This is a genomic window from Vibrio sp. RE86, assembly GCF_013114545.1.
In the GTDB taxonomy this organism is placed as follows: Bacteria; Pseudomonadota; Gammaproteobacteria; order Enterobacterales; family Vibrionaceae; genus Vibrio.
On the sequence record NZ_VTXI01000006.1, the window covers coordinates 60,721 to 83,687 of the forward strand.

The window sequence follows — 22,967 nt, forward strand, 5'->3', positions numbered from 1 at the left end:
TTTTAATATTCGAATTGGTACTAGAAATAGAATAGGGAAAGGCTTAGCCTTTCCCTATTTTGTATAAATTGTAAGTCCGATTGCAATTTTGTGGATTGCGGATAATATTACGGCACTGAAAACGAGATTGTTTCTCAATTGCATCTTTATCACGAAGAACTTTAAACGTTATGAATATAGTTAAGTCCAGTTTGGCACTGGTATTAGCCACCGCAAGCGTCAATGCTGTGGCCTCAGATTTGGATTCTGCGCAGAACATACAAAGCAAAACCAACGCGGCGTCTGCCTCTAGCCAAAAGCGTATTGATAGTAGTGCTGAAAAATCACTGACATTGAAAGCGGAAATCGAACAGCTTCAAGAAGAAGTGAAAAACTTGACCGTGTATCAAAATCACCTCACAGCGCTTGTGGCAAGTCAGCAGCAGGAAGTGGATAGCCTTAATAATCAAATCGACACCATCAAGTCGACTCGTCAAGGTATTGTACCTTTGATGTATCAAATGATTGACGGCTTGTCGGTATTAGTCGCTGAAGATGCACCAATCAAACGTGAACAGCGCGTAGAGCGCATCGCCAAGTTGGAACGAATGATGACGCGTGCTGATGTCAGTGATGCTGAGAAATATCGTCGAATCCTAGAGGCTTACCAAATTGAACTCGACTACGGCACTAAGCTGGGCTTATACCAAGGCCAAATCGATGTTGCTGGTGAAACATTAGAAACAGACATCCTCTATTTGGGCAGGCTTTCTTTAGTTGCGCGCAGCTTAAATGGCACTAAGTTTTGGACTTGGAACAAAGCAGACGATCAATGGGTAGGCGTGGACTCTTCATTGAAGTCAGAACTTGATAAAGCGTTTAGCATTGCGGCTAAACAGACAGCACCAAGCTTAATTACTCTTCCTGTCTCGTTAACTCTAGCGGAGGCGAAATAATGAAACAAACTATTATTACTTCGCTTATTGGTGTGTTGGCTGTCTCATTCAATGTGACTGCTTCTGATATGGTTTCTAATGCAAAAAGTGAAGCCAAGACCCAACAGCAGCACAATATTCAGCGTGAGTCTGGTTTCAAACAGACCGAGCAGGAACTCAATGCTCTAAAAGCGAAGCTAACCCAGCAACGTGAAACACTTCAGACGCAAAACGATCAACTTGCCGCGCAGTTCTCTCAAAACGAAAATGAACTTGCTCAGTTAGAAGAAAAACTACGCCTAGAAACAGGCAGTTTAGGTGAAGTGTTTGGTGTTGTTCGCCAAAATGCAAAAGAATTACAATCTGAGCTGAATACTTCAGTGACGGGAGCTAACGCGCAGTCACACACTCAAATTGTTGAAGATATTGTTGCAGCCACAGAACTTCCTTCTATGCCACAACTTACTGGCCTTTGGAAAGCGTTAGAAGAGCAAATCCAGGCGTCTGGAAGTGTTGAACGCTCTACTGTCAGCTTCGTCAATGGTGAAGGTAAAAAGCAAGAGGTAGACGCTCTTAGATTAGGCTCTTTCGGCCTTATTGGTGAGCAAGGCTATTACGCTTGGAATGGCGCGAAACAAGAAGCCAAAGCTTACGTTAAGCAGCCGGAACAAGGGCCAACCTTGAATACCGCTTCGACATTAGAAAACGGACAACCCGCTAATCTTGTTGTTGACCCATCTCGTGGAATCATGCTTGAGCAATTGGCGTTAACTCCAAGCCTAATGGATCGCTTACAAGCTGGTGGAGTCGTTGGCAAAGTTATTCTTGGTTTACTCGCCATTGGTTTGATCATTGCGCTTGTGCGTGGTGCAAGTCTGTTTATCGCGCGTCAGAAGATTCGTGCTCAATTGAAAACACCAGAGCAACCAACAAACAACCCATTAGGTCGCGTTCTAGCGGTGTACGACGCAGAGAAAAAACAGACCGTTGAAGCACTTGAGCTTCGTCTGTTAGAAGCTGTTGTCGATGAGCAAGCGAGTCTAGAAAAAGGTTTGTCGATGCTCAAACTGCTTGCAGCATTGGCGCCTATGCTGGGCTTACTCGGTACAGTAACGGGCATGATCGAAACGTTCCAAGTGATCACGCAGTTTGGTAACGGCGACCCTAAAGTGATGGCAGGAGGTATTTCTATGGCGCTTGTGACCACTGTACTCGGTTTGATCGCAGCGATGCCATTACTACTGGCTCACAACATTTTAAGTTCTCAGGCAGAAGCGATTCGCAATATTCTTGAGAAGCAGGGAATTGCATTGGTAGCTGAGCAGGCTGAACAATCAATGCAGGTTGAAGGTCAGACGCTAGGGAATGCAGCGTAATGGATGCACTATTCACACTGCTTCCTGAAGTTCTAGTATCCAGTAATTGGATGCTAGCACTTCGAGACTTTATGCAGCAGGGTGGCCAGGTACTCTGGTGGCTATTAGCCGTTGTGATTCTCTGTTGGTTGCTCATTATTGAGCGTGTTGTATTTCTTTGGGTGCAATATCCAAAGCAGAGAAAAGAATGGATTGCAGCTTGGCATCAACGTTCAGAACAGCACTCTTGGTACGCTCGTTCAATCAGAGAAGGTTGGTTGGCGCAGGCCCATCAATCACTCAACCAGAACCTCAATATTATCAAAGTATTGGTCGCGATATGCCCAATGCTCGGTTTACTCGGTACGGTTACGGGTATGATCTCAGTGTTTGATGTCATGGCGAACCAAGGTAGTAGTAATCCGAAGCTCATGGCATCGGGGATCTCTCTGGCGACGTTACCTACGATGGCTGGAATGGTTGCAGCACTGACTGGCATGTTCTTCCATGCGCGCTTAGTTAAAGTCTGTCATAGACAAGAAATCAAATTAGAAAAATCTTTAAGGAGTCAGCGATGAGACTCGGCAGACGTCAATCAAAGCAAGATGAGGCACAGGTCGATCTTACCTCGATGCTCGATATCGTTTTTATCATGTTGATCTTTTTCATCGTAACGAGCTCATTTGTTCGAGAGTCGGGTGTCGAAGTGAATCGTCCAACAGCATCGAATGTAGTGAGTCAAAAAGAAGCGGGCATCTTTGTTGCTATCACCTCTGCGAACGATATCTATATCGACAAACGCGTTGTTGATGTCGAACGTGTTCAAGCGACATTGGAGCACCTATTATTAGATAAGCCAGATGCATCCTTGGTGATTCAAGCGGATGAACACGCATACAGTGGAACCGTTGTTAAGGTGATGGATGCCGCGAAAGGGGCGGGTGTTCAAAACATCGCATTGGCGGCGGAGAAGATATAGTGGGGCGGCTATTTATCGCAGCGCCTATTGCACTGTGTTGCGCTTTCGCAATATTTAGCTTTATGGCGTGGATGGTCGATAGTGGCCATCGCCGAGCACCAGAGCAAAGTGAATCTCTAAGCTTCAATATGGTTATGGTGGAAAACGAACAAGATGTTCAAAGGCGCCAGCGCAGTGTACCTGAGCAACCGAAAGCGCCAGAAGTACCCGAGCAGATGCCAACGTCTCAAGCGAATACTAAACTTACGCAAATTTCGCCAGTGACTCAGCCTTCGTTGGGCTTGAATACGGCCATCGATGGCTTGGCAATCAGCGCACCTACATTTGGTGACTTTGGTGTTAATCAGCAAGCGATGCCGCTTTATCGTGTTGAACCAAAATACCCAGCAAAAGCACTGAAACGGGGCGCAGAAGGGTATGTTGTGATGAGCTTTACGATTGATCCAACCGGTAAACCTGTCGACATTGAAGTTCTTGAAGCCAACCCGAGACGCATGTTTGAGCGTGAAGCGGTCAGAGCGCTTAAAAAGTGGAAGTACCAACCGAAAGTGGTTGATGGTGGTTCTATCTCTCAAATTGGGCAGACGGTCAGATTGGAGTTTAAATTAGCAAAATGATGAAACGCATCGTAGCTACAGTGCTGTTGCTTGCTTCAGCTACTTCTATTGGACAGGAGCTGAGCCAATACACAGCGACACGAGTTCAAAAAGCGCATCAATTAGCGCAAGAAGAGCAGGTGAAGCAAGCTATTACAATGTTGAGCGAGATTGATACCTCGCGAGCGTATGACCAAGCTTTTGTTGCGCGCATGCTAGGTGTCTTTTACTGGCAAGATGGTAAGACAAAACCAGCGATTAAACACTTGAGTAAAGCGGTTGAAAGTGGCTTGTTGCAAGATGAGCAAGCTTGGATTACTGAGCGTATGCTTGCGGATCTTTATCTCAATGAACAAGAGTTTAATAATGCGCTACAACACTACTATCAGCTATTAGAGTCACCACCAGAGTCGCAAAAAACAGATGACTTATGGCTTCGTATTGCTCAATCCCATTACCAAATGGCACAGTGGAAGAAAGTGATTCCTGCTGCGGATATGTATCTAAAGCTTGTCTCCGATGACCGCCTTCAACCACTATCTTTAAAGCTTGGCGCTCAACTTCAGTTAGAACAATGGAAGAGTGCTATTCCGACCTTAGAGCAGCTAATTGTACTTCAGCCAGATAAAGTCAACTGGTGGAGGCAGCTTGTTGGGCTTCAGTTGAGAGTAAAAGATGAGCGAGCAGCATTGGATACTTTATCTCTTGCAAAGCTGAATGGTTTACCGCTTGAACAAAGTGATTTACGAATGTTGGCTCAGCTTTATGCCAAGCGAGGTATTCCTGAGCGAGCTGCCGCAGAGATAAGCCAACTGGAAGGTGCTGATAGTGACCTTCAGTTATTGTCAGAGCAAGCGACCTACTGGCAAGTCGCGAAAGAGTGGGATAAAGCGCTTGAAGTATGGAAGATAGCGGCAAAGCGTGACTCCAAATATCAATGGAATGTCGCCCAGTTGATGGTGCAGCAGGGTCACTACAAAGAAGCGCTCCCTGTTTTAGATAAAGTGAACGGACGCTCTGCAGACGTCGCGTTAGCTAAAACTCGGGCATTGTATAAGTTAGATCGCCTTGAATCGGCGCTAATTGAAGCAAAAAAAGCAGACAATACCGAGCCATCAAGGCAAGCCAAGAGCTGGATAAAATACCTGACACAACTTCGACAAGCGAAACAGCAGTCTGAAGGATAAATAACAAGAGGGAGGCATTACGCCTCCCTCTTGTTATTATTCAACTACTTAACGTTAGAGCATACAAATTCAGCGCGCCAAAGTAGTGTTTTCGATGAAGTCATGCTGCTCAACAGCTCTTGTCCCGACATTTGTGGGAACGCGTGTAGCACAGTTACATCTTCGCTTTCACTCGATGTTTGATACGCTCGTACATGAGTGAAAGTACTTGATAAGTTGTTGTTCAGCAAAGCCTTAGATAAACAAATTCCAAAAACGTCCCGTTTCATAGCCTTTCCTTTTTAAACATAGGCCAGTATGTTCGCATGTAATTATTTTGTTAATACTTGGTGCCTGTTTTAAACGTCACTGCATTCTCAATGCGCTCAATAATTATACAAAATAAACGGCAATCTAGTTCAAAAATTAACCTAAATTTGATGTGATCTAAATCAACTATTCCACTGCTTTTATATCTAAAATCCTACAAAACTATAAAACCAACGACCTTAGTGATAAAAAACGGTGACCTAATAACCAATCGAAATATTTTAATTTTGTAAACTTCACAGTTCGAAGGTTCTCACTTCGGAGAATTGTTGCTCAGATGTTATCTTGAATCAGTTCAAGGAGAGGTTATGAAGTGGAGCAGTATCAGCTTTCGCAAACGAATGCTGATTATCATGACATTGTCGGGTCTGATCGAGCTGTTGCTACTCGTCGCAGCGGGCTTTGTCTATGTGAAATACGCCCAAGAAGATGAGATGGGCCGCAAAGCACTCGGTGTGGCTTCCTTCCTAGCTAAATCTCCTTATGTGATCGAGATGATCGAGAGTGGCGTAGATCAGCAAAGTCAGCAGCGTTATCGAAACCTCACCACCTTGATTGGTGCCGCCTTTATTGTGATTGGAGACGAACAAGGCATAAGGCTAGTTCACCCCCTAGATGAACGTATCGGTAAACCGATGAAAGGCGGGGACAACCAACGAGCCTTAGTGGATGGTGAAGCGTATATCTCAGTCGCGAAAGGTTCTCTCGGCTATTCAGTACGCGGTAAAGCGGCGGTATTCAACCAAAAAGGTGAAATCATCGGTGTGGTGTCGGTCGGGTATCTCATTGATCGCTTACAAGATCGTATCGAACCGTTTCTAATCTATCTGATTATTATGGCGTTACTCGTGGTTGCGGCTAATGCTGTGGTTTCAAGTTATGCCTCTCGTAAGTTCCAACGTGCATTATTAGGCTTTGAGCCAGAAGAAATAGGTCGTCTTTATGTCGAGCTAGATGTGACGTTAGAGACCTTAAAAGAAGGGATAATTTCAATTGATGATACGGGTAAACTTCGCTCTATCAATAAAAGTGCTTGTCAGATTCTTGGGCTTGTTAAAAGTGAATCAGTTGGTCGCCTGCTAAGTGAGGTACTCCCTGATAGCGATTTACAGTCTGTACTGACAACGGCTAGAACCGACCATGATATTAACTTGTACCTCAATGGTAAGCGTTTGATTGCTAACCGTAGCCCTATCATTGTTGAAGGTAAAGTGGTGGGGGCGGTATCAAGCTTCCGTTTAAGAGATGATCTCACTGAACTTACTGAACAACTGGCAAAAACGAAAGAGTACGCAGAGATGCTTCGCTCCCAAACGCATGAGCATAGAAATAAGCTCAATACCATCAGTGGTATGGTGCAAATGGGTGAACTTGAAGCGGTACAATACCTTATAGGGCAGGAGACAGCGCACTATCAAGCTTTGATAGAATTCTTACGAGAGACGATTAAAGAGCCGCTCATTGCTGGAATGCTGCTTGGAAAAACGGAGCGAGCTCGAGAGTTAGGGCTTCAATTAGTGGTTGAAGAAGGTTCACGCCTTGAACCGCTTCCTGAGCGAGTCAATCCTGAAGATTTGGTCACTATTCTGGGTAACTTGATTGACAATGCGTTTGACTCGACTCGAGAGGCGATCACGAACGATCCGTTACTCTCACCGCACAGGCGAAAGGTTGAAGTCTCGATCAGTGACTTTGGCAACGAAATCATTCTCGAAGTGGATGATCAAGGCTGTGGCTTGCCTGAACATATCAGCGCCGAGTCTCTCGTAAAGCGTGGAGTATCGAGCAAAGACACATCGACGCGCGGTGTCGGTCTGCACTTAATTAATGAGTTGGCGATCCGCTATCATGGCGAGTTAGAAATGGTAAACAACAAGGAGTATGGAGCAAGGATGACGGTTTACTTACCTAAGGAAGAGTTGCGATGAGTAGTGATACTCGAGTAATGATCATCGAAGATGACTTGGCGATTGCTCAACTGCACCAACGTTATCTTGAACAGATTGGTGGCTATGAGGTGATAGGTATCGCCACAACTAAGCTTGAGGCGAGTATGCAGCTTGATGTGCTCAATCCGGATTTAGTTTTACTTGATGTTTATCTTCCTGACGGCACTGGGCTAGAAATCTTACATGATCTCAGAAGCAATAACTTGAGTTGTGATGTTATTTTGATCACTGCCGCGAGGGATGTTGAAACCCTTCAGCAAGCAATGCGCGGTGGCGTTGTAGACTACCTACTCAAACCCGTTGTTTTTTCTCGTCTGGAAGCGTCCCTTAAAAAATACGTCGAACAGACAAGAGAACTGATCCATACCAACGACTTAGACCAAGGCATAGTTGATCGTATGCTTCAATCCTCTGTTGCTGCCAACAGCCCTAAAAACCGACTACCAAAGGGCATTGATGGCGTTACTTTGGATAAGATAAAAGGCCTATTTGAACATGCTACTTTACTCACTGCAGATGAAGCTGGTGAACAAATTGGAGCGAGTAGGACAACAGCTAGACGTTACCTTGAATATTTGATCAGTACAGGGGAGCTAGAAGCGGACTTGAACTACGGTTCAGTAGGCCGACCCGAGCGTACATACAAGCGTTCCAATCAATAGAAACTACGACTTTCGAGTGAGTTTCTAGACGATTGAGCAATCGACCTCTACATTAACTAATAGGCTCATAACTTATTCGCGAGAGGTCGTTTATGCGACTAATCACACTAGCATTGCTTGGTATAAACTTCGTTGCTTACTCAGCTCACAGTGAGCAACTAAAGGGCCTTAATTTTCTGACTGAGCAATATCCACCTTACAATTATGAGCAAGAAGGTGAGATCAAAGGTATTGCCGTAGAGCTTCTGCAAACCATTCAACTATACTCTTCAACGCCTGATACCCCTGTTTCCATTCAGGTACAGCCATGGCCAAGAGCCTATCGTACCGCGTTAATCAAACCCGACACTGTCTTATTTTCAACAACTCGTACTCCTTTGCGTGAAGAGATTTTTCAATGGGCGGGGCCAATCAGTAAAACGCGAATCGTTGTGCTCGCTAAGAAATCCAAAAACATCTCAATCTCCCATGCCCTGGAATTGGCTCAATATCGAATTGGTGTAATCAGGGATGACGTTGGAGAGCAGCTTTTACTTGAGGCTGGGGTCCCGCGAGATTCGATGGTCGAGAGCTCCATTCCAGATACCCTTGCTAAACAGTTTTTAAAAGATCGTATTGATTTATGGGCGTATGAAGAAAATGTCGCGAAATGGTGGCTGAAACAAGCGGGCCATGATCCAGATGACTATGAAGCGGTTTACGTGCTTAGTGAAGGCGAGCTCTATTTTGCGTTTAACTTAGGGGTAGACCCAGCGACGGTTGAGTGGATCCAACAGCAGTTAGACATGCTAAAAAACACGCACGGTCAAGACGGTCAGACTCAATACCAAAAGATTTTGAATCAATATCAATAGGGGATATCTATGAGGCTATGGGTACTGCTGCTTACGCTGTTCTCAACCACGTTGATGGCGAAACAGCCTATAACCTTAACGCTCCCATCTCAGCTAGATGATGGGCACCGTTTTTATCATGAACTCTTGTATGAGGCACTTACGCAAGCCGGGCACGAGGTTCGGATTGAAATTCCAAGGGAACACATTCCTCAGAAACGCGTGCTAAAAATGGTGGAAAGCAATCAGCTTAGTTTGACGTGGATGCTTAGTACCCCATATCGAGACGAACGTTACCTATCCATTGATGTCCCTTTGACGAATGGCTTGATAGGTAAGCGTGTGTTACTTATTCCGCCAGAGCTTCAGGTTAGGTTTGATGATATTGACTCCATTGAGGATCTGCGCTCATCAAAATTGGTCGCTGGTCTAGGGATGAGTTGGTTTGATGTGGAGGTCTGGAATACCAATCAGCTTAATGTTTACTTAGAAGATGGAGAGTGGCGTTCGTTATATGAAAAACTGAGTGTGGATGGTGAAGTGAACTATTTTCCTCGTGGGATAAATGAAGTCGCTGACGAAGCACTATTGAACCAACATTTGGCGATTGAGCAACGCTTGATGTTGGTCTATGACCGGGATTTTAAATTCTATTTGTCTCCCGAAATGTTGCCTCACATCAACCAATTAGAGACGGCGCTAAAAACAGCGCAACAAAACGGGCTTATTGATCAGCTGGTGGATAAACATTGGGGCGAAAGCTTTGAGAAGCTTAACCCAGACAAAAGGGTCGTTATAAAATTGGATTTGCCGACACTCGGCTCTCAAAAAAACTAACGGTTTATTGCGGTATACGTATAAACTCTAATAATCACGGTATGAGCTTGATAAAAGGTTAGTTTTACTCAGATGGAAAGTGTTTTTATTGTTGTAGCGATACTTGTGCTGTTTTTTGTGTTTGTACAAAAGCGCTACCTAAAACAAGATGAGTTGAAAGACAGCAGTTATAAGAAGAAAGGCCCGTTGCTCAATCAACAGGAATCGGCGTTTTATAATGCACTTATCACCGCGGTGGGACAGCACGGTGTTGTGATGTCAAAGGTCAACTTAACCACAGTACTGACTCCGTTTGCGACTGACAAAAAACAGTGGTTTATTGCTAATAATCGTATTGCGAAAAGCTATTTCGATTATGTCGTTTGTGACCCTCGCACCTTAGAGGTTCGTGTTGCCATAGAGCTTGATAATGGGAAAGAGTTAGATAAAGGCAAGGTTGAACGTCAGAAGCTTCTTATTCATGTGTGTAAATCTGCGGGCATTCCTCTCATTGGTGCGAATATTAAGCACAGTTATCAGGTCAGCCGCTTGCGCCGTCTGCTTGCCGCACATATTGATTTGATCGAATCTGATAAAGAAATACGTTTTTGTAAACGTTGTGGTAGCCCAATGACGATTAAAATTGCAAACCAAGGCGAACATAAAGGCCGACGTTTCTTTACTTGTAGCCGACAGCCACACTGTACCTACACAGAAAACTACAATGTCGTGTTTGAAGAAGAGTAGTAGGGTGTGACAATCAGGACGATCAAAAAAGGGAACATTGCGTTCCCTTTTTTATTGTGACCCTGTTACTGACAGCAGTTGGTGTACTCAGTTTGGCAACAGACCATGACTTGGTTTCGGCCGTTCATCTTGGCCTTGTAGAGCTCTTTATCGGCTTCTCTGAGTACATCTTCAAGGTTATTGAAATGATCACATTGATAGATGCCAAGGCTTGCCGTTAATTTAATTGGGTCGGCCTTGTCGTTGAAAGTATATAACTCGATGGCCGCTCGTATCTGCTCAGCTTTATACATGGCTTGTTTACCATCAGTGTTGTGCAGAGCCACACAAAACTCCTCACCACCAATGCGATAGACTAGGTGCTCATCACACTGACTGTCGATCAAGGCTGCTGTTTGAATTAAGACCTTATCGCCGACGTCATGACCATATTGATCGTTGACTTGTTTAAAGAAATCGAGATCAAGAATCACAAGAGAAAGAGGCGCTTTTGTACTTTCATTGCGGTAGCGGTCAAAGTTATGGACTAAGGCATGACGATTGTATACGCCAGTTAGCGCATCACGAGAAGCTAACTGCCCCAGAGATGTTTCGGATGTCTTACGTTTGACCTCAAGGATATGAGAAGCAAACCAAACGCTTAAATAGGCAAGTGAAAAGTTAACCGTGAGTTCAAAAAAGCTAAGGGTACCGCCACCGTAAGTTTTGTGGATGATTAAGCCTAACTGGCTGGTAAAGCCGATAGCGGTTGCGAGAAACCCATAGCGTCTCCCTAAAATAAGGTAGAAGAGGACAGGGTAGAGGAAACCCCAAAAGAAGGTGCCATTTTCAATAGGGTGTGTATGGGTAGCATAGTAGACAACGCCGATACTGGTATAGACATAAGCATTGACTAGATATAGAGAGGCTTCAGTCTGGTAGCTTTTATAGGCAACATAGAGTGAGAAGAAGCAGAATAAGACTTCGATATAGGCGAGTGCGAAATATCCCCCCCATAACATATTCAGTGCTGCCACTATGAGGGATAGGAAAGCTAGGAGTATGCTCAGCCAAAACAGAACTGCGCGGCGCAGTTGTCTTGACGGATTAAATATATCTAGCTCCATTAGCTTGCCTTTTATAGCGATATGCCTAAATGTGAATATGGCTATAGTATGCTTTTTAAAGGTGGAATCAAGGCTCATACTGCATCAAGATCACATTATTAAGCTGTTGTTCTTGATTGAGCTCTAATCATAAATGGTATGAAGTTTAGTAAAAACAGTATTTTAAAAAGCGGTCTACACTGACAGGGTGAATCTTTGAAAGGAGTTGAGTTGTGAATCAAGACCTACAAGCCAATAAGCAAAATGCGATCGCATTCTATGAAATGGCCTATCGCGGTAATCCAAGTAAAGCCGTAGAGCTCTATGTGGGCGACGAATATATCCAACATAATCCGCTTGTCGGAAATGGGCCTCAACCTTTTATTGATTATTTTGAGCGAATGCAGCGTGAGTACCCTGATAAAGACATTGAGTTTGTTAGAGCGATTGCCGAAGGAAACTTAGTTGCCCTACATACACATCAAACGTGGCCCGATGGTATTGAGTATGTGACGATGGATTTCTTCCGTTTTGATACCGATGGAAAGATTGTTGAGCATTGGGATGCGCTGCAAGAGATCCCCAAAGAGACGAAGAACGGTCACACAATGTACTAACGATAGGCGATTACGACGCTGGGTTGATCGATTTCTTTAAAACATGCCTATAGTGTTTAGCTAATCATTATTAGGACTTTAAGTATGAATCGAATCAACCCCAAGAAATTACTTCATAGTAAGTGGACCGCTGTGACTCCAACACGCAAAGAAAAGCATTTCATGGTGACAGAACTCGAATTTGAAGAAGATATCTGCGTACGCTGCATTTTAGAGCCCGTGATGACAAAAAGGGCGAAAGAAATCGACTGGACGGTGTTAAAAAACAGTGCGATTTGGCTGCCCGGTTGGAAATAAATAGGAGTATTTAAAGAAATATTTCAAATGATTCATAAGGAATGGGGTTCTGGCATCATAGCTGTAAAATAATTACAGTTTGCAAACGGTTGTTTGACCCCTCTACCCCTTTAGGGTAGTTTTTTCTCGTAATTGATTTACATCATTTATTAATTATCTTTCATAATTAACAATGAGCTCAGAAAAAAGCTAACCCTTAGGAAGTATTATGAGCAAGTTGAAACTGGTTGTAATCGGTAACGGTATGGTAGGCCACCGTTACATCGAAGACCTAGTTGAAAAGACAGATGCATCTCAATACGAGATCACAGTATTCTGTGAAGAACCTCGCGTGGCATACGACCGAGTTCACCTCTCTTCTTATTTTTCTCACCACACTGCTGACGAACTGTCTCTTGTAAAAGAAGGTTTTTACGAGAAGCATGGCATCAACATGCTAATCGGTGAACGTGCAATTAACGTTAATCGTGAAAAGAACATCGTTTACTCAAGCACTGGCCGTGAAATTCAATACGACAAACTGATCATGGCAACGGGTTCATTCCCATTTGTGCCACCGATCAAAGGTCGTGAAAGCAAAGATTGTTTTGTTTACCGTACTATCGAAGATCTTAAAGCGATTGAAGCTTGTGCGAAGAAGAGCAAAGTCGGTGTTGTTATCGGTGGCGGTTTACTCGGCCTTGAGGCAGCGGGTGCTCTTAAAGCTCTAGGGGTAGAAACTCACGTGGTTGAGTTCGCGCCAAAGCTTATGGCCGAACAGCTAGACCAAGCGGGTGGTAATCAGCTTCGTCAAAAAATTGAAAGCATGGGCGTTCGTGTTCACACAAGCAAGAACACACTAGAAATCGCTCCAGAAGGTAAAGAGTCACGTAACGTTATGCGCTTTGCTGACGGTACGGAACTTGAGACTGACTTCATCGTATTCTCTGCAGGTATCCGTCCTCAAGACAAACTGGCTCGTGAAATGAAGCTAGATATCGCTCCTCGTGGCGGTATCGCAATCAACAACCACTGTCAGACGTCTGATGAAGACATCTACGCAATCGGTGAGTGTGCGTCTTGGAACGAGACATTCTTCGGTCTTGTGGCTCCTGGTTACAAAATGGCGACAGTAGCGGTTGACCACGTTGTGGGTAACGACAGCAAATTTGAAGGTGCTGACATGTCTGCGAAGCTTAAGCTTCTTGGCGTGAAAGTAGGTTCAATCGGTGACGCTAACGGTCGTACTCCTGGTTGTAAGAGCTACGTTTACCAAAACGAAGAGCAAGAAGTTTACAAGCGTCTAATCGTTTCTGCAGACAACAAGAAGCTTCTTGGTGCAGTAATGGTTGGTGATACTTCTGACTACGGCGATCTTCTACAGCTTATGCTGAACGAAATCGACCTACCAGAGCACCCAGATGCGCTTATCCTTCCTGCACACGCAGGCGCAGAAAAGCCAACGCTAGGCGCTGATGCACTACCTGAAACAGCCGTTATCTGTTCTTGTTTTGATGTAACAAAAGGCAAGATTGCTGAAGCAGTTGCTCAAGGTCACCACACTATCGGTGATATCAAAGCAGTCACTGGCGCAGGTACTGGCTGTGGCGGTTGTATCCCTCTAGTTACTTCAGTTCTTAACGCTGAACTTGAAAAAGCGGGTGTTGAAGTGAAGAACGATGTATGTGAGCACTTTGCTTACTCTCGTCAAGAGCTATTCCACCTTGTACGCATCGGTGAAATCAAGTCGTTCGAAGAGCTACTTGAGAAGCACGGTACGGGTTACGGTTGTGAAGTATGTAAGCCTCTAGCAGGTTCTATCCTTGCTTCAAACTGGGGTGAACATATTCTTAAGCCATCTCTCGTTAAACTGCACGATACCAACGACAACTTCCTAGGTAACATGCAAAAAGATGGTACTTACTCTGTTATCCCTCGTATGGCAGGTGGTGAAGTAACACCTCAAGCGCTAGCAGTTCTTGCTGATGTAGCTGCTGAATACGACCTGTACACTAAGATCACTGGTGCTCAACGTATCGGTCTATTCGGTGCACAAAAAGATGACCTACCAGCAATCTGGAAAAAGCTAATCGCAGCAGGCTACGAAACAGGTCAAGCTTACGGTAAGTCTCTACGTATGGTTAAGACTTGTGTGGGTTCTACTTGGTGTCGTTACGGCGTTCAAGACTCTGTTGGTCTTGGTGTAATGCTAGAGAACCGTTACAAAGGCATCCGTGCGCCTCATAAGATGAAGTTCGGTGTTTCTGGCTGTACTCGTGAGTGTGCTGAAGCGCAAGGTAAAGACCTTGGTATCATCGCAACTGACGCAGGTTGGAACATGTACGTTGCTGGTAACGGCGGTATGACTCCTCGTCACGCAACACTGCTTGCAGGCGACCTAGATACTGAGACGCTAATCAAGTACATCGACCGTTACATGATGTTCTACGTACGCACAGCAGCGCCACTACAGCGTACTTCTGTATGGTTTGAAAACCTAGAAGGCGGCATTGATTACCTACGTGAAGTTGTTATCGAAGACAAGCTTGGCATCAATGACCAACTTGAAGCTGACGTAGCGAAACTGATTGAAGAGTTTAGCTGTGAGTGGACTGACACTATCAACGACGAATCACAACTTAAGCGTTTCTCGCACTTCGTTAACTCTGACGAGCGTGATGACAACGTAGTGTTCGTAACAGATGGTCGCCAGCAGCACCGTCCAGCGACATTCACTGAAAAACACCCAGACGCGAAGGGCGATATCCTTCACGTAGAAGTAGTTTAATTGGGAGACGACATCATGGCATTTACAAAAGTTTGTAAAATCGAAGACATCATCCCAGGTACTGGTGTTGTTGCACTGCTAAACGGCGAGCAAGTAGCTATCTTCCGCCCACGTGCAACGGAAGAAGTGTTCGCTATCAACAACATGGACCCGTTTTTTCAGGCAAACGTATTGTCTCGTGGTTTGATTGTTGAACACAAAGACGAGCTTTGGGTAGCAAGCCCCCTTAAAAAGCAGCGTTTTAACCTAGCAACTGGCGTGTGCATGGAAGATGAGCAATTCAATGTGAAATCTTACAAAGCGCGTGTAGTGAAAGGTGCAGTAGAAATCGCAGCATAATTTTTAGTCAACATAGCTGCGGCAGCAAATATGAAGACTAAAGAGATTTAATAGCTTAAAGGCTTGCTGTTTCTCAGTTGGGGAACAGGGAAACAGCGAGTCTTTCACTATTCAATCTTAACTTTTTAACTTTCATTTTTTTGGATAAGGACACTTTCATGTCTACTGATTTTAAACCTGCAGAATTCGTTCAAACTATGATCAACGTGGGCGAAGCGAAAACTAAGACTAGCGCTCGTGATCTCGTTCTTCGTGGCACCATGGCAGGTATCATCCTCTCTCTAGCGGTTGTGGTAGCTATCACAACTATCGTTCAAACAGGTGTTGGTGTGGTTGGCGCACTCGTGTTCCCTGTGGGTTTCGTTATCCTTTCTGTTATGGGTTACGACCTAGTAACAGGTGTATTTGGTCTAGCGCCGCTTGCAAAATTTGAAGGTCGCCCTGGTATTACTTGGAACCGTATCTTCCGTTGTTGGGGCCTTGTCGGTCTTGGTAACCTAATCGGCTCTCTAATCGTTGCTTACTTAGTCGCTATCTCTCTAACGGGCAACTTCTCTCTAGAATTGAACGCAGTAGCGAAGAAATTCATCGCAGTTTCTACAGCACGTAGTGCAGGTTTTGAAGCAATGGGTATGGACGGATGGATCACGTGTTTTGTACGCGGTATCTTCTGTAACCTAATGGTATGTCTAGGCGTGATTGGTAACATGACGGCACGTACCGTTGCTGGTCGTGTAGCGATGATGTGGTTCCCAATCTTTATCTTCTTCGCGCTAGTATTCGAGCACACAGTGGTAAACATGTTCCTATTCCCACTAGGTATGATTCTTGGCGCTGACTTCGGTATCGCGACTTGGTTGAACTTCAACCTAATCCCAACAATTCTTGGTAACATTGTTGGTGGTCTGATTATGACTTGTATCCCGCTTTACTTAACTCACGCTAAAACAGCACCTTCTTTAGATTCAGAAGAGTCTGTTAACGCTCAAGCGGCACTTAACACTAAATAATTCAATCTTGGCCCCACATGTTGGGGCCAATTTTTTACTCTCAACTTTCAGGCGATAGTCTATTGATTTGAATATAAAAAGTAATAATTCCTAAGGGGTGAATACTCCGAGTTAGACTTTTTATGTTCAAAACTGTGATATACAAGAGTGTATAGCACCAAGAACCACAAAATTTTGATTTATAGGCGTTGAAAATATGGCAGCGAATCTATCCCAGTCTTCTCTCAATGGTTTTGTTTCCCTAGTCGGTGCAGGGCCTGGCGACCCTGATCTACTCACCGTTAAAGGGTATCGTGTAATCCAACAGGCCGAGGTCGTTGTGTATGACCGTCTGGTGTCGCCTGATATTCTTGCGATTGCCAATGACAGTGCGGAAATGATCTACGTGGGTAAGAAGTTGGATTATCACTGCGTGCCGCAAGATCAAATCAATCAAATCTTGGTCGAGAAAGCGAAAGAGGGCAAAAAAGTGGTTCGCCTAAAAGGCGGAGACTCATTTATCTTTGGCCGTGGTGGTGAAGAACTCGAAGAGCTTGCTGAGCACGATGTGAGTTTCGAAGTGGTTCCAGGTATTACTGCAGCGGCAGGTGCGACAGCTTACGCAGGTATCCCGCTAACGCATCGCGATCATGCTCAAAGCGTTCAGTTTATTACGGGCCACGTGCAAAAAGATGGGCGCGAAATAGAGTGGCAGTCTTTGGCGCAATCGAACAACACGCTAGTCTTTTACATGGGATTAAAGCAGAGCGGTTACATCACTGAAAAGCTATTAGAGAATGGTATCGATGGCGAAATGTCTTGTGCGATCATTGAAAATGGCACACGACGAGAGCAGCGCGTATTTACGGGTAAATTGACTGAACTAGCGGATATGGCAAAAGAGGCCGTTAGCCCAGCACTTATCGTTGTCGGTAGCGTGACGTCATTGCATGACAAGCTGAAGTGGTTTAACGAGCGATAGAAACAACCCAAAGAATTGAGAGGCCTCGAATATTTTCGAGGCCTTTTTGCTTTAACCAGTATTTCAATCAGTGAACCTCTATTAAAGTCCTCGTCCTCCATAAATTGTTTTCTGCGGCGCTGCTTTGGCTTAATGGGGATGTGATTGTAAATCTGTTCTGATAGAGTATGGCTTCCTCTTTTTAAGCCGGTTAAACCATGGAAAAAGTCGCTATCTTTGTCGATGTACAAAACATCTACTACACCACTCGAGATAAATACCGCAGTAATTTTGATTACAACCAATTTTGGTATGTTGCGACAGAAGGCACCGAAGTAGTAGAAGCTAATGCCTATGCCATTGCGTCTCATGACCCAAAACAGCGTCAGTTCCATCATATCCTTCGAGGGATAGGCTTTAACGTTAAGCTTAAGCCCTTTATTCAAAGAATGGATGGCAGTGCGAAAGGGGATTGGGACGTTGGAATTGCGCTCGATGTTTTCGAAGTTGCCGCGAATGTCGATAAGATTATTTTACTGTCAGGTGATGGTGATTTCGATATTTTGGTCAATCGCGTTCAAGAGCGATTTGGCGCTAAAGTGGATGTGTATGGTGTGCCTGGCCTTACCGCACAATCTTTGGTTGATGCCAGTGACCGTTTTATTGAAATCGACAACAATCTTCTACTCAGACGTTAAGCCCACAGAATGTCGAGTTCGTATCTCGCATATGAACAAAAGCCCGCATCCTAATAGAAGCGGGCTTTCGTTTTATTCTGTGTGAGAATCTGAGTTGTTCTCTAGTTTTCGGTGCTTTCAGCAGCGTCTTGTTCTTTTAGTTCAACGTCGTTGGAAGCCTCTGCACCGTTTTGTGCATTCTCTTCTGCTTCCATCTTTTCGCGTTCAGCTTTAGAAATATAGCGAGGCTTATTGCTCTTGTGCAGCTTAGCGTTTTTCTTTTTCACCTTCGCTTTCAAGATACTGTTGATTCTCTTTTTACGGTTCATGCTTTCACCCAGTTCTGATTTGGTCGCAGATACTATCAAAGTTAGTGTGCATTAGCACGATTTGGGCAGGTCATTAGTTTAATCATTCATCAAAAATATAGAAAACACTGTACAATATAAAGTTATTTGGTATGATGTACGTCGTTCCGAAGCTTTTTAAAGAGAGATTTGTATGAAGAAGTTAGCTCTAGTTGCTGTTATTTGTTCTGTGTCTTTTGGTGCTTCTGCTGGTGCAGATGTTGTGATTCCTAAAGAGCGTGTAATTTGTCAAACAGAAGCAGCAATGAAGACGTTCTTAGCTCGTAAGAAAGCAAGCAATAAAGTGGCTAAGCTACCAGGCGAATGTCGTAAGCTCGACCGCAAACGTCGCGGTGAAGTTAAGCAACGTCATAAAGGTTACTTATCGGTTAAAACGAACATCGGCGACACAGTCTACGTTGATAAAGATGCGGTTCGTTTCAACTAAGATCGCGCAAAACGATTAAGTTTCTTAAACTCCGGCTCAATGCCGGAGTTTTTTATTGGTTTAATATCGGCGTGCTTCCTTTCGATTTAAACCAGAGCGCAACCAGTATCATCGAGTTGGTGTTGATATTGAAGGCTGCGTTACTGCCTCCATCCATATAAAGTCCTGTTGGAATACTTCGGTATTGCCGACTGCTACTCAGTACCTGTTGATAGAGAGCCTCACTGTAATCATCATCGAAGAGCGTACTAAAACCAAAAGCCACTTTATGACTGAAAATCTGCGGATTCTCGATGACTTTGCCCGAAGGACTTACACTGGTCCAAGCCTTGCCGTAGTAATAAATGTTGTTGTAGGCGAACCATGGATTTTTGTTCATCGCGTCTTCTGCGTAGGCTGACAGTTTTCCGTTGATACTCCAGTTGTATTTGTGGAGTTGATAGATAGCGTCAATTTGGCTCCAAGCAGAGTCGTTCCCATACTCTATACTGGCGAGAACATAAGGGTCACTGGTTAAGAAAGGGACATTTCGGTTATCAATTTCTATTTCAACACCGTCGATACTCACGGTTTCAAGATAGCGATTTAAGTCTGGTAATTCTACAGAGTGGTTAAACAGTTCAAAGCCTCTCGCGGCGTACTGTAGATAGCCATTTCTCCCTTCCTGTCGATAATGCTCTTTCCCCCGACTCAGGTTAGTACCATAGAGTGTGCCTTTCTTGACCGCTTTGTCTAAATTCCAGCGAGAAATGATTGAAGAGACTTCCTCAATTAGGTGTGGATGTTCTTGGCAGACTATTTTCAACCAAATCAACAATCGACCGATATCGAGGGCAGACCAACCACTTCCATTGCTTTCGGTATCACTAAGGCGTCCCGATGGCTTTCCCGATTTCGTGCTGTACTCCCGGTTAGGAAGTTGGTCTTTGTATAGGGGGAGCGCGAGCAACGTATTCAGCGTTTTTTTCAAATCATACCGAGCTTCACGTTGGGTCTTTAATCCAAGCTTTTCCATCGCGAGTGTTGCAGCAATACCACTGGCTATATCCCACATGGTTGAATGAGGGTAGCCTTGTACAGAATCCCACAAGCCAGTTTCTTCCCTTACATTTCGTTGAAAATAGTATTGTGCTTTTTTGGCTAAAAGCTGCTCGTTGCGGGAAAGGGGGATTAATTCTTTTTGAGCAGGAACAGGGGAGATTATGAGCTCTAATTCATCGTCATTATCACTCTTGATTGGGGGGGCGATAACGCGACGATGAAACGTCGTCGGTTGCTTGCTGGTTGCTGTGGGCGCGATGACACTTCGTTGCCCATAGAAACTCGGTTCATCTTCGGCGACGACTTCGCAACTGATGAACATTGAGCCTGAAAGCAATGTAATTATTGGGAGTATGATTTTGTTCAAATTAACCCTAAGTGCAACGTTGAGCATATATGCGTAACTTAATGATAATACAAGTTTTCAGTTAGGAAAGAACGGAAGTACTTAAGTGTGAGATGAATATTTGATGATAAAATGAACAATATTCTTGAGGGGGGTTCAAAAAACATTTAAACTTATTGCATAACAACGGACAGAGCTGGCTAAACGGACTTAATTTAGTTTAGGTAGAGCGTGTTATGTTGAAATTCCTCGATTTTGTAAATGACCTTGGTTTTGAGTTGCCTCATCACCTGTCTTTTCTTACCTCTTCTCAAGAACAATTCTGTTACGCCCATAATGACTACGAGCTGCATCAAGAAGCAAAGCAGCGTATCAATCAGTACTTACAAACGGCAACTTGGACAAGAGCAAGTTTTGGCAATTTGAGTGACGTCGATATTGTTATTGCATTCTCATTTGGTGATAGTGAAGAGGTCAACTTGGAGCTGGGTACGCAGGTAGAGCGTGTCTATCAGGCCATCCCCCACGTCGATTACTACCTTCAACAAGAAGTTGCTGAGCATGTTAAAGATGTTCCCTTTGTATCAATAGCCAACACGGAATATCAGACGACCTCTGACGTAGCTAAGCGAGCTTCTAATGCGCATAGTGGAGCGAAGGTTGTTGTGGTTGCTCAGTCATGGCACGCACAGCGCTGCATCGATACTTGTAAAGAGCTAGGCCTCGATGTCGTGGCGCTGCGTGTCGTGGATAGTTTTCCTGCAGAAGACCCACAGCCTTGGGTTCGTAACCCTATCAACTGGATAATCAAGGAGAGTTATCGAGAAGTCGCGACAGGCTATGAGACGAGCGAACGCTTTAACTTAATGTAGTAATTTCTCATTATCTCCTGAATAAAGCTTGAGTTAACAACCGTTAATAACCGAAAGCCACCTAAAAACTTGTCTATACTGAATGGATAACAATATGCAACAGTATGAGTTGGCTAGGTATGGAAAATCAAAAAATCAGTCCTTTTGTGGCTGTGAAAAGGGAAGGCTGGGCGGCACTCGGTTTTAGTGCTGGGATCAACTTACTCGTATTGGCGGTGCCAATCTACAGTTTGCAGCTGTTTGATCGAGTCATGAGCAGCGCAAGTGTCGATACTATGATTGCGCTGTTAGGCATCACACTGTTTCTCGTCACGTCTCAAGCTGTTCTCGAATACATTCGCACACTCCTTCTACAACGGTCAGCGCTCAAGTTAGATACCAAGTTAAGTGGCGATCTTTTGTCGATCAGTATCGCTTCTTCTTCGCAGTTAAACCGCATCGATAAACAGCCTTTGCATGACTTGAATACGCTAAGAAACTTTTTAGTTTCCCCATCGACCTCGTCAATCTTGGATTTACCTTTTACACCTCTTTTTCTGCTTCTTCTGTTTTTTTTACATCCATACATCGGCTTAGTCGCACTCGCCGGAGTTGGAATATTTACCGTGTTGACGGTACTGATGATGATTGGTGGTCGCAAGGTCAGTGTTGCAGCTCAGCAAGAAACCAACAAAGTTGCCATGGAGCTTAATGACTACTTAAGAAATGCCCCGACGTTAAAGGCGATGGGAATGAGCAAAGCGATTGGTACGGTTTGGGAAGATAAAAACGGCAGCGTATTGAGTCTTCAATGGCTAGTTAACTCACGAGTTGGGATGCTTCTGGCGGTGAGTCGATATTTTCGAACCTTATTGCAAATTGTTGTGCTTACTTTTGGTGTCTATTTAGCTTTGCACCAGCAAATAGGTTTAGGGGCGGTCATAGCAAGCTCTATTTTGATTGGTAGAGTTCTAAGCCCGTTTGAATCAGCGGTGAGTGGCTGGAAAACATGGTTGAGCGCATACCAATCATGGCAAAGGCTACAAGAGCATGTTGAGGTTGCGAACCAGTCACAACGAACCATGTTGCCGACGCCAAAAGGGGATGTTGTGTTTAACAATGTTGCGCTTAAGTTTCCTGGAGCGAAGACATCGACGCTTCAAGGTATTAACTTCAAGCTGGGGGCGGGGAATGCACTGGCGATCATGGGTAACTCTGGCTCAGGAAAGTCTAGCCTTGCTTCGCTTTTAATGGGGATCCATAAACCTACGATGGGCGACATTCAAATCGATGGTGCGAGTGTCGAAAAATGGGATCAAATCCAATTTGGTCAGTATATCGGTTACTTGCCTCAACATGTTGGGTTACTCGCAGGGACCGTCAAACAAAACATTGCCCGATTCGGTGACGGGACAGATGAAGAAGTCGTCGCAGCAGCTAAGCTTGCTTGTATCCATGAACTGATAATGGCATTGCCAGAAGGGTATGAAACATACATTGGCGAAGGTGGTGCATTGCTCTCTGGGGGGCAAAAGCAGCGAATAGGCTTAGCGAGGGCGATCTTCTCTAACCCTAAAGTGCTTGTATTGGATGAGCCAAATTCAAACTTAGACCCTGAAGGCGAAACGGCTCTAGCAATTGTTCTTCAACACTGTAAAGAGCATCAAATTACCGTTGTAATGATTTCTCATCGACCGGGTTTCTTGCGCCAGATGGACTGGGTTATCAGTCTAAAAGACGGTCGAGTTGAGAAAGCAGGCACTTGTGAACAGTTTTTAGGGTTTCAGACAGGCTCCCAAGCCGCTGTTAAAAGCCCTCAAAGACAATCTTCCCGTCAACCAGCGTAAGGAGTCGC

General features: G+C 44.5%; 25 protein-coding genes. 21 read left to right on the top strand and 4 right to left on the bottom strand.

Features of this window, described 5'->3' with window-relative positions; all coding sequences use genetic code 11:
• Positions 1-170 precede the first annotated feature (170 nt).
• From F0231_RS07805 to F0231_RS07830, 6 genes are read left to right on the top strand one after another with little or no spacing between them, the layout of a single operon-like run.
• On the top strand, positions 171-935 hold the full coding sequence (locus tag F0231_RS07805; RefSeq protein WP_171759167.1) for a DUF3450 domain-containing protein: 765 nt from the start codon (positions 171-173) through the stop codon (positions 933-935).
• Positions 935-2,290, top strand: coding sequence for a MotA/TolQ/ExbB proton channel family protein (locus F0231_RS07810; protein ID WP_171759168.1), 1,356 nt, complete (start codon positions 935-937; stop codon positions 2,288-2,290). The genes F0231_RS07805 and F0231_RS07810 overlap by 1 nt, the downstream gene beginning before the upstream one ends.
• The gene (locus tag F0231_RS07815; RefSeq protein ID WP_171759169.1) at positions 2,290-2,847 is read left to right on the top strand and encodes a MotA/TolQ/ExbB proton channel family protein; all 558 of its coding nucleotides are present in this window, start codon (positions 2,290-2,292) and stop codon (positions 2,845-2,847) included. Before F0231_RS07810 ends, F0231_RS07815 begins: the two co-directional genes overlap by 1 nt.
• Entirely contained in the window at positions 2,844-3,248 is a 405-nt protein-coding gene (locus F0231_RS07820) for a biopolymer transporter ExbD (protein ID WP_171759170.1), read from the top strand. Before F0231_RS07815 ends, F0231_RS07820 begins: the two co-directional genes overlap by 4 nt.
• A complete protein-coding gene (locus tag F0231_RS07825; protein WP_171759171.1) occupies positions 3,248-3,865 on the top strand; it encodes a TonB family protein in 618 nt (205 codons plus the stop codon). The genes F0231_RS07820 and F0231_RS07825 overlap by 1 nt, the downstream gene beginning before the upstream one ends.
• On the top strand, positions 3,862-5,031 hold the full coding sequence (locus F0231_RS07830) for a hypothetical protein (RefSeq protein ID WP_171759172.1): 1,170 nt from the start codon (positions 3,862-3,864) through the stop codon (positions 5,029-5,031). Before F0231_RS07825 ends, F0231_RS07830 begins: the two co-directional genes overlap by 4 nt.
• A 44-nt stretch (positions 5,032-5,075) precedes the next feature.
• Here the strand turns inward: F0231_RS07830 and F0231_RS07835 are convergent, their stop codons facing one another.
• On the bottom strand, positions 5,076-5,300 hold the full coding sequence (locus F0231_RS07835; protein ID WP_171759173.1) for a hypothetical protein: 225 nt from the start codon (positions 5,298-5,300) through the stop codon (positions 5,076-5,078).
• Positions 5,301-5,648: 348 nt separating this feature from the next.
• Between F0231_RS07835 and F0231_RS07840 the strand changes: the two genes are divergently transcribed.
• The 5 genes from F0231_RS07840 (at position 5,649) to F0231_RS07860 (ending at position 10,347) form a co-directional block, all read left to right on the top strand.
• A complete protein-coding gene (locus F0231_RS07840) occupies positions 5,649-7,268 on the top strand; it encodes a sensor histidine kinase (RefSeq protein ID WP_171759174.1) in 1,620 nt (539 codons plus the stop codon).
• Entirely contained in the window at positions 7,265-7,951 is a 687-nt protein-coding gene (locus F0231_RS07845) for a response regulator (RefSeq protein ID WP_171759175.1), read from the top strand. The genes F0231_RS07840 and F0231_RS07845 overlap by 4 nt, the downstream gene beginning before the upstream one ends.
• A 92-nt stretch (positions 7,952-8,043) precedes the next feature.
• The gene (locus F0231_RS07850; protein ID WP_171759176.1) at positions 8,044-8,805 is read left to right on the top strand and encodes an ABC transporter substrate-binding protein; all 762 of its coding nucleotides are present in this window, start codon (positions 8,044-8,046) and stop codon (positions 8,803-8,805) included.
• Between the two features lie 9 nt (positions 8,806-8,814).
• Positions 8,815-9,621, top strand: coding sequence for a hypothetical protein (locus F0231_RS07855; RefSeq protein WP_171759177.1), 807 nt, complete (start codon positions 8,815-8,817; stop codon positions 9,619-9,621).
• A 72-nt stretch (positions 9,622-9,693) separates the two neighbouring features.
• Entirely contained in the window at positions 9,694-10,347 is a 654-nt protein-coding gene (locus tag F0231_RS07860) for a DUF2726 domain-containing protein (protein ID WP_171759178.1), read from the top strand.
• 65 nt (positions 10,348-10,412) lie between these two features.
• On the opposite strand, the gene F0231_RS07865 is transcribed toward F0231_RS07860, so the two are convergent.
• Positions 10,413-11,453, bottom strand: a complete 1,041-nt coding sequence (locus F0231_RS07865; protein WP_171759179.1) for a GGDEF domain-containing protein — start codon at positions 11,451-11,453, stop codon at positions 10,413-10,415.
• A 263-nt stretch (positions 11,454-11,716) separates the two neighbouring features.
• On the opposite strand from F0231_RS07865, the gene F0231_RS07870 reads away from it, so the two are divergent.
• From F0231_RS07870 to F0231_RS07900, 7 genes are all read left to right on the top strand, one after another.
• Positions 11,717-12,049 (top strand): nuclear transport factor 2 family protein, encoded by a 333-nt coding sequence (locus tag F0231_RS07870; protein WP_171759316.1) that lies wholly within the window; start codon positions 11,717-11,719, stop codon positions 12,047-12,049.
• 84 nt (positions 12,050-12,133) lie between these two features.
• Positions 12,134-12,346: a TIGR02450 family Trp-rich protein gene (locus F0231_RS07875; RefSeq protein WP_171759180.1), complete on the top strand. Its 213-nt coding sequence runs from the start codon at positions 12,134-12,136 to the stop codon at positions 12,344-12,346.
• A 208-nt stretch (positions 12,347-12,554) separates the two neighbouring features.
• Positions 12,555-15,113 (top strand): nitrite reductase large subunit NirB, encoded by a 2,559-nt coding sequence (gene nirB, locus F0231_RS07880; protein WP_171759181.1) that lies wholly within the window; start codon positions 12,555-12,557, stop codon positions 15,111-15,113.
• A gap of 15 nt (positions 15,114-15,128) precedes the next feature.
• Complete coding sequence (nirD, locus tag F0231_RS07885; RefSeq protein WP_171759182.1) at positions 15,129-15,452, top strand: nitrite reductase small subunit NirD; 324 nt, start codon at positions 15,129-15,131, stop codon at positions 15,450-15,452.
• Positions 15,453-15,610: 158 nt separating this feature from the next.
• Positions 15,611-16,462 (top strand): formate/nitrite transporter family protein, encoded by an 852-nt coding sequence (locus F0231_RS07890; protein WP_171759183.1) that lies wholly within the window; start codon positions 15,611-15,613, stop codon positions 16,460-16,462.
• A 196-nt stretch (positions 16,463-16,658) separates the two neighbouring features.
• Complete coding sequence (gene cobA / locus F0231_RS07895) at positions 16,659-17,423, top strand: uroporphyrinogen-III C-methyltransferase (RefSeq protein ID WP_171759184.1); 765 nt, start codon at positions 16,659-16,661, stop codon at positions 17,421-17,423.
• A gap of 197 nt (positions 17,424-17,620) precedes the next feature.
• A complete protein-coding gene (locus tag F0231_RS07900; protein ID WP_171759185.1) occupies positions 17,621-18,100 on the top strand; it encodes an NYN domain-containing protein in 480 nt (159 codons plus the stop codon).
• Positions 18,101-18,201: 101 nt separating this feature from the next.
• Here F0231_RS07900 and F0231_RS07905 read toward each other — a convergent pair whose 3' ends face one another.
• The gene (locus F0231_RS07905; RefSeq protein WP_171759186.1) at positions 18,202-18,408 is read right to left on the bottom strand and encodes a DUF2986 domain-containing protein; all 207 of its coding nucleotides are present in this window, start codon (positions 18,406-18,408) and stop codon (positions 18,202-18,204) included.
• A 172-nt stretch (positions 18,409-18,580) separates the two neighbouring features.
• Between F0231_RS07905 and F0231_RS07910 the strand changes: the two genes are divergently transcribed.
• The gene (locus F0231_RS07910) at positions 18,581-18,874 is read left to right on the top strand and encodes a hypothetical protein (RefSeq protein ID WP_171759187.1); all 294 of its coding nucleotides are present in this window, start codon (positions 18,581-18,583) and stop codon (positions 18,872-18,874) included.
• A gap of 52 nt (positions 18,875-18,926) precedes the next feature.
• Here the strand turns inward: F0231_RS07910 and F0231_RS07915 are convergent, their stop codons facing one another.
• The gene (locus F0231_RS07915) at positions 18,927-20,237 is read right to left on the bottom strand and encodes a DUF3131 domain-containing protein (RefSeq protein WP_253825752.1); all 1,311 of its coding nucleotides are present in this window, start codon (positions 20,235-20,237) and stop codon (positions 18,927-18,929) included.
• A gap of 260 nt (positions 20,238-20,497) precedes the next feature.
• Here F0231_RS07915 and F0231_RS07920 point away from each other — a divergent pair, with 260 nt between their 5' ends.
• Together F0231_RS07920 and F0231_RS07925 are read left to right on the top strand one after the other, a co-directional pair.
• Positions 20,498-21,133, top strand: coding sequence for a hypothetical protein (locus F0231_RS07920; protein WP_253825753.1), 636 nt, complete (start codon positions 20,498-20,500; stop codon positions 21,131-21,133).
• Between the two features lie 119 nt (positions 21,134-21,252).
• Positions 21,253-22,959, top strand: coding sequence for a type I secretion system permease/ATPase (locus F0231_RS07925; RefSeq protein WP_253825754.1), 1,707 nt, complete (start codon positions 21,253-21,255; stop codon positions 22,957-22,959).
• Positions 22,960-22,967 lie beyond the last annotated feature (8 nt).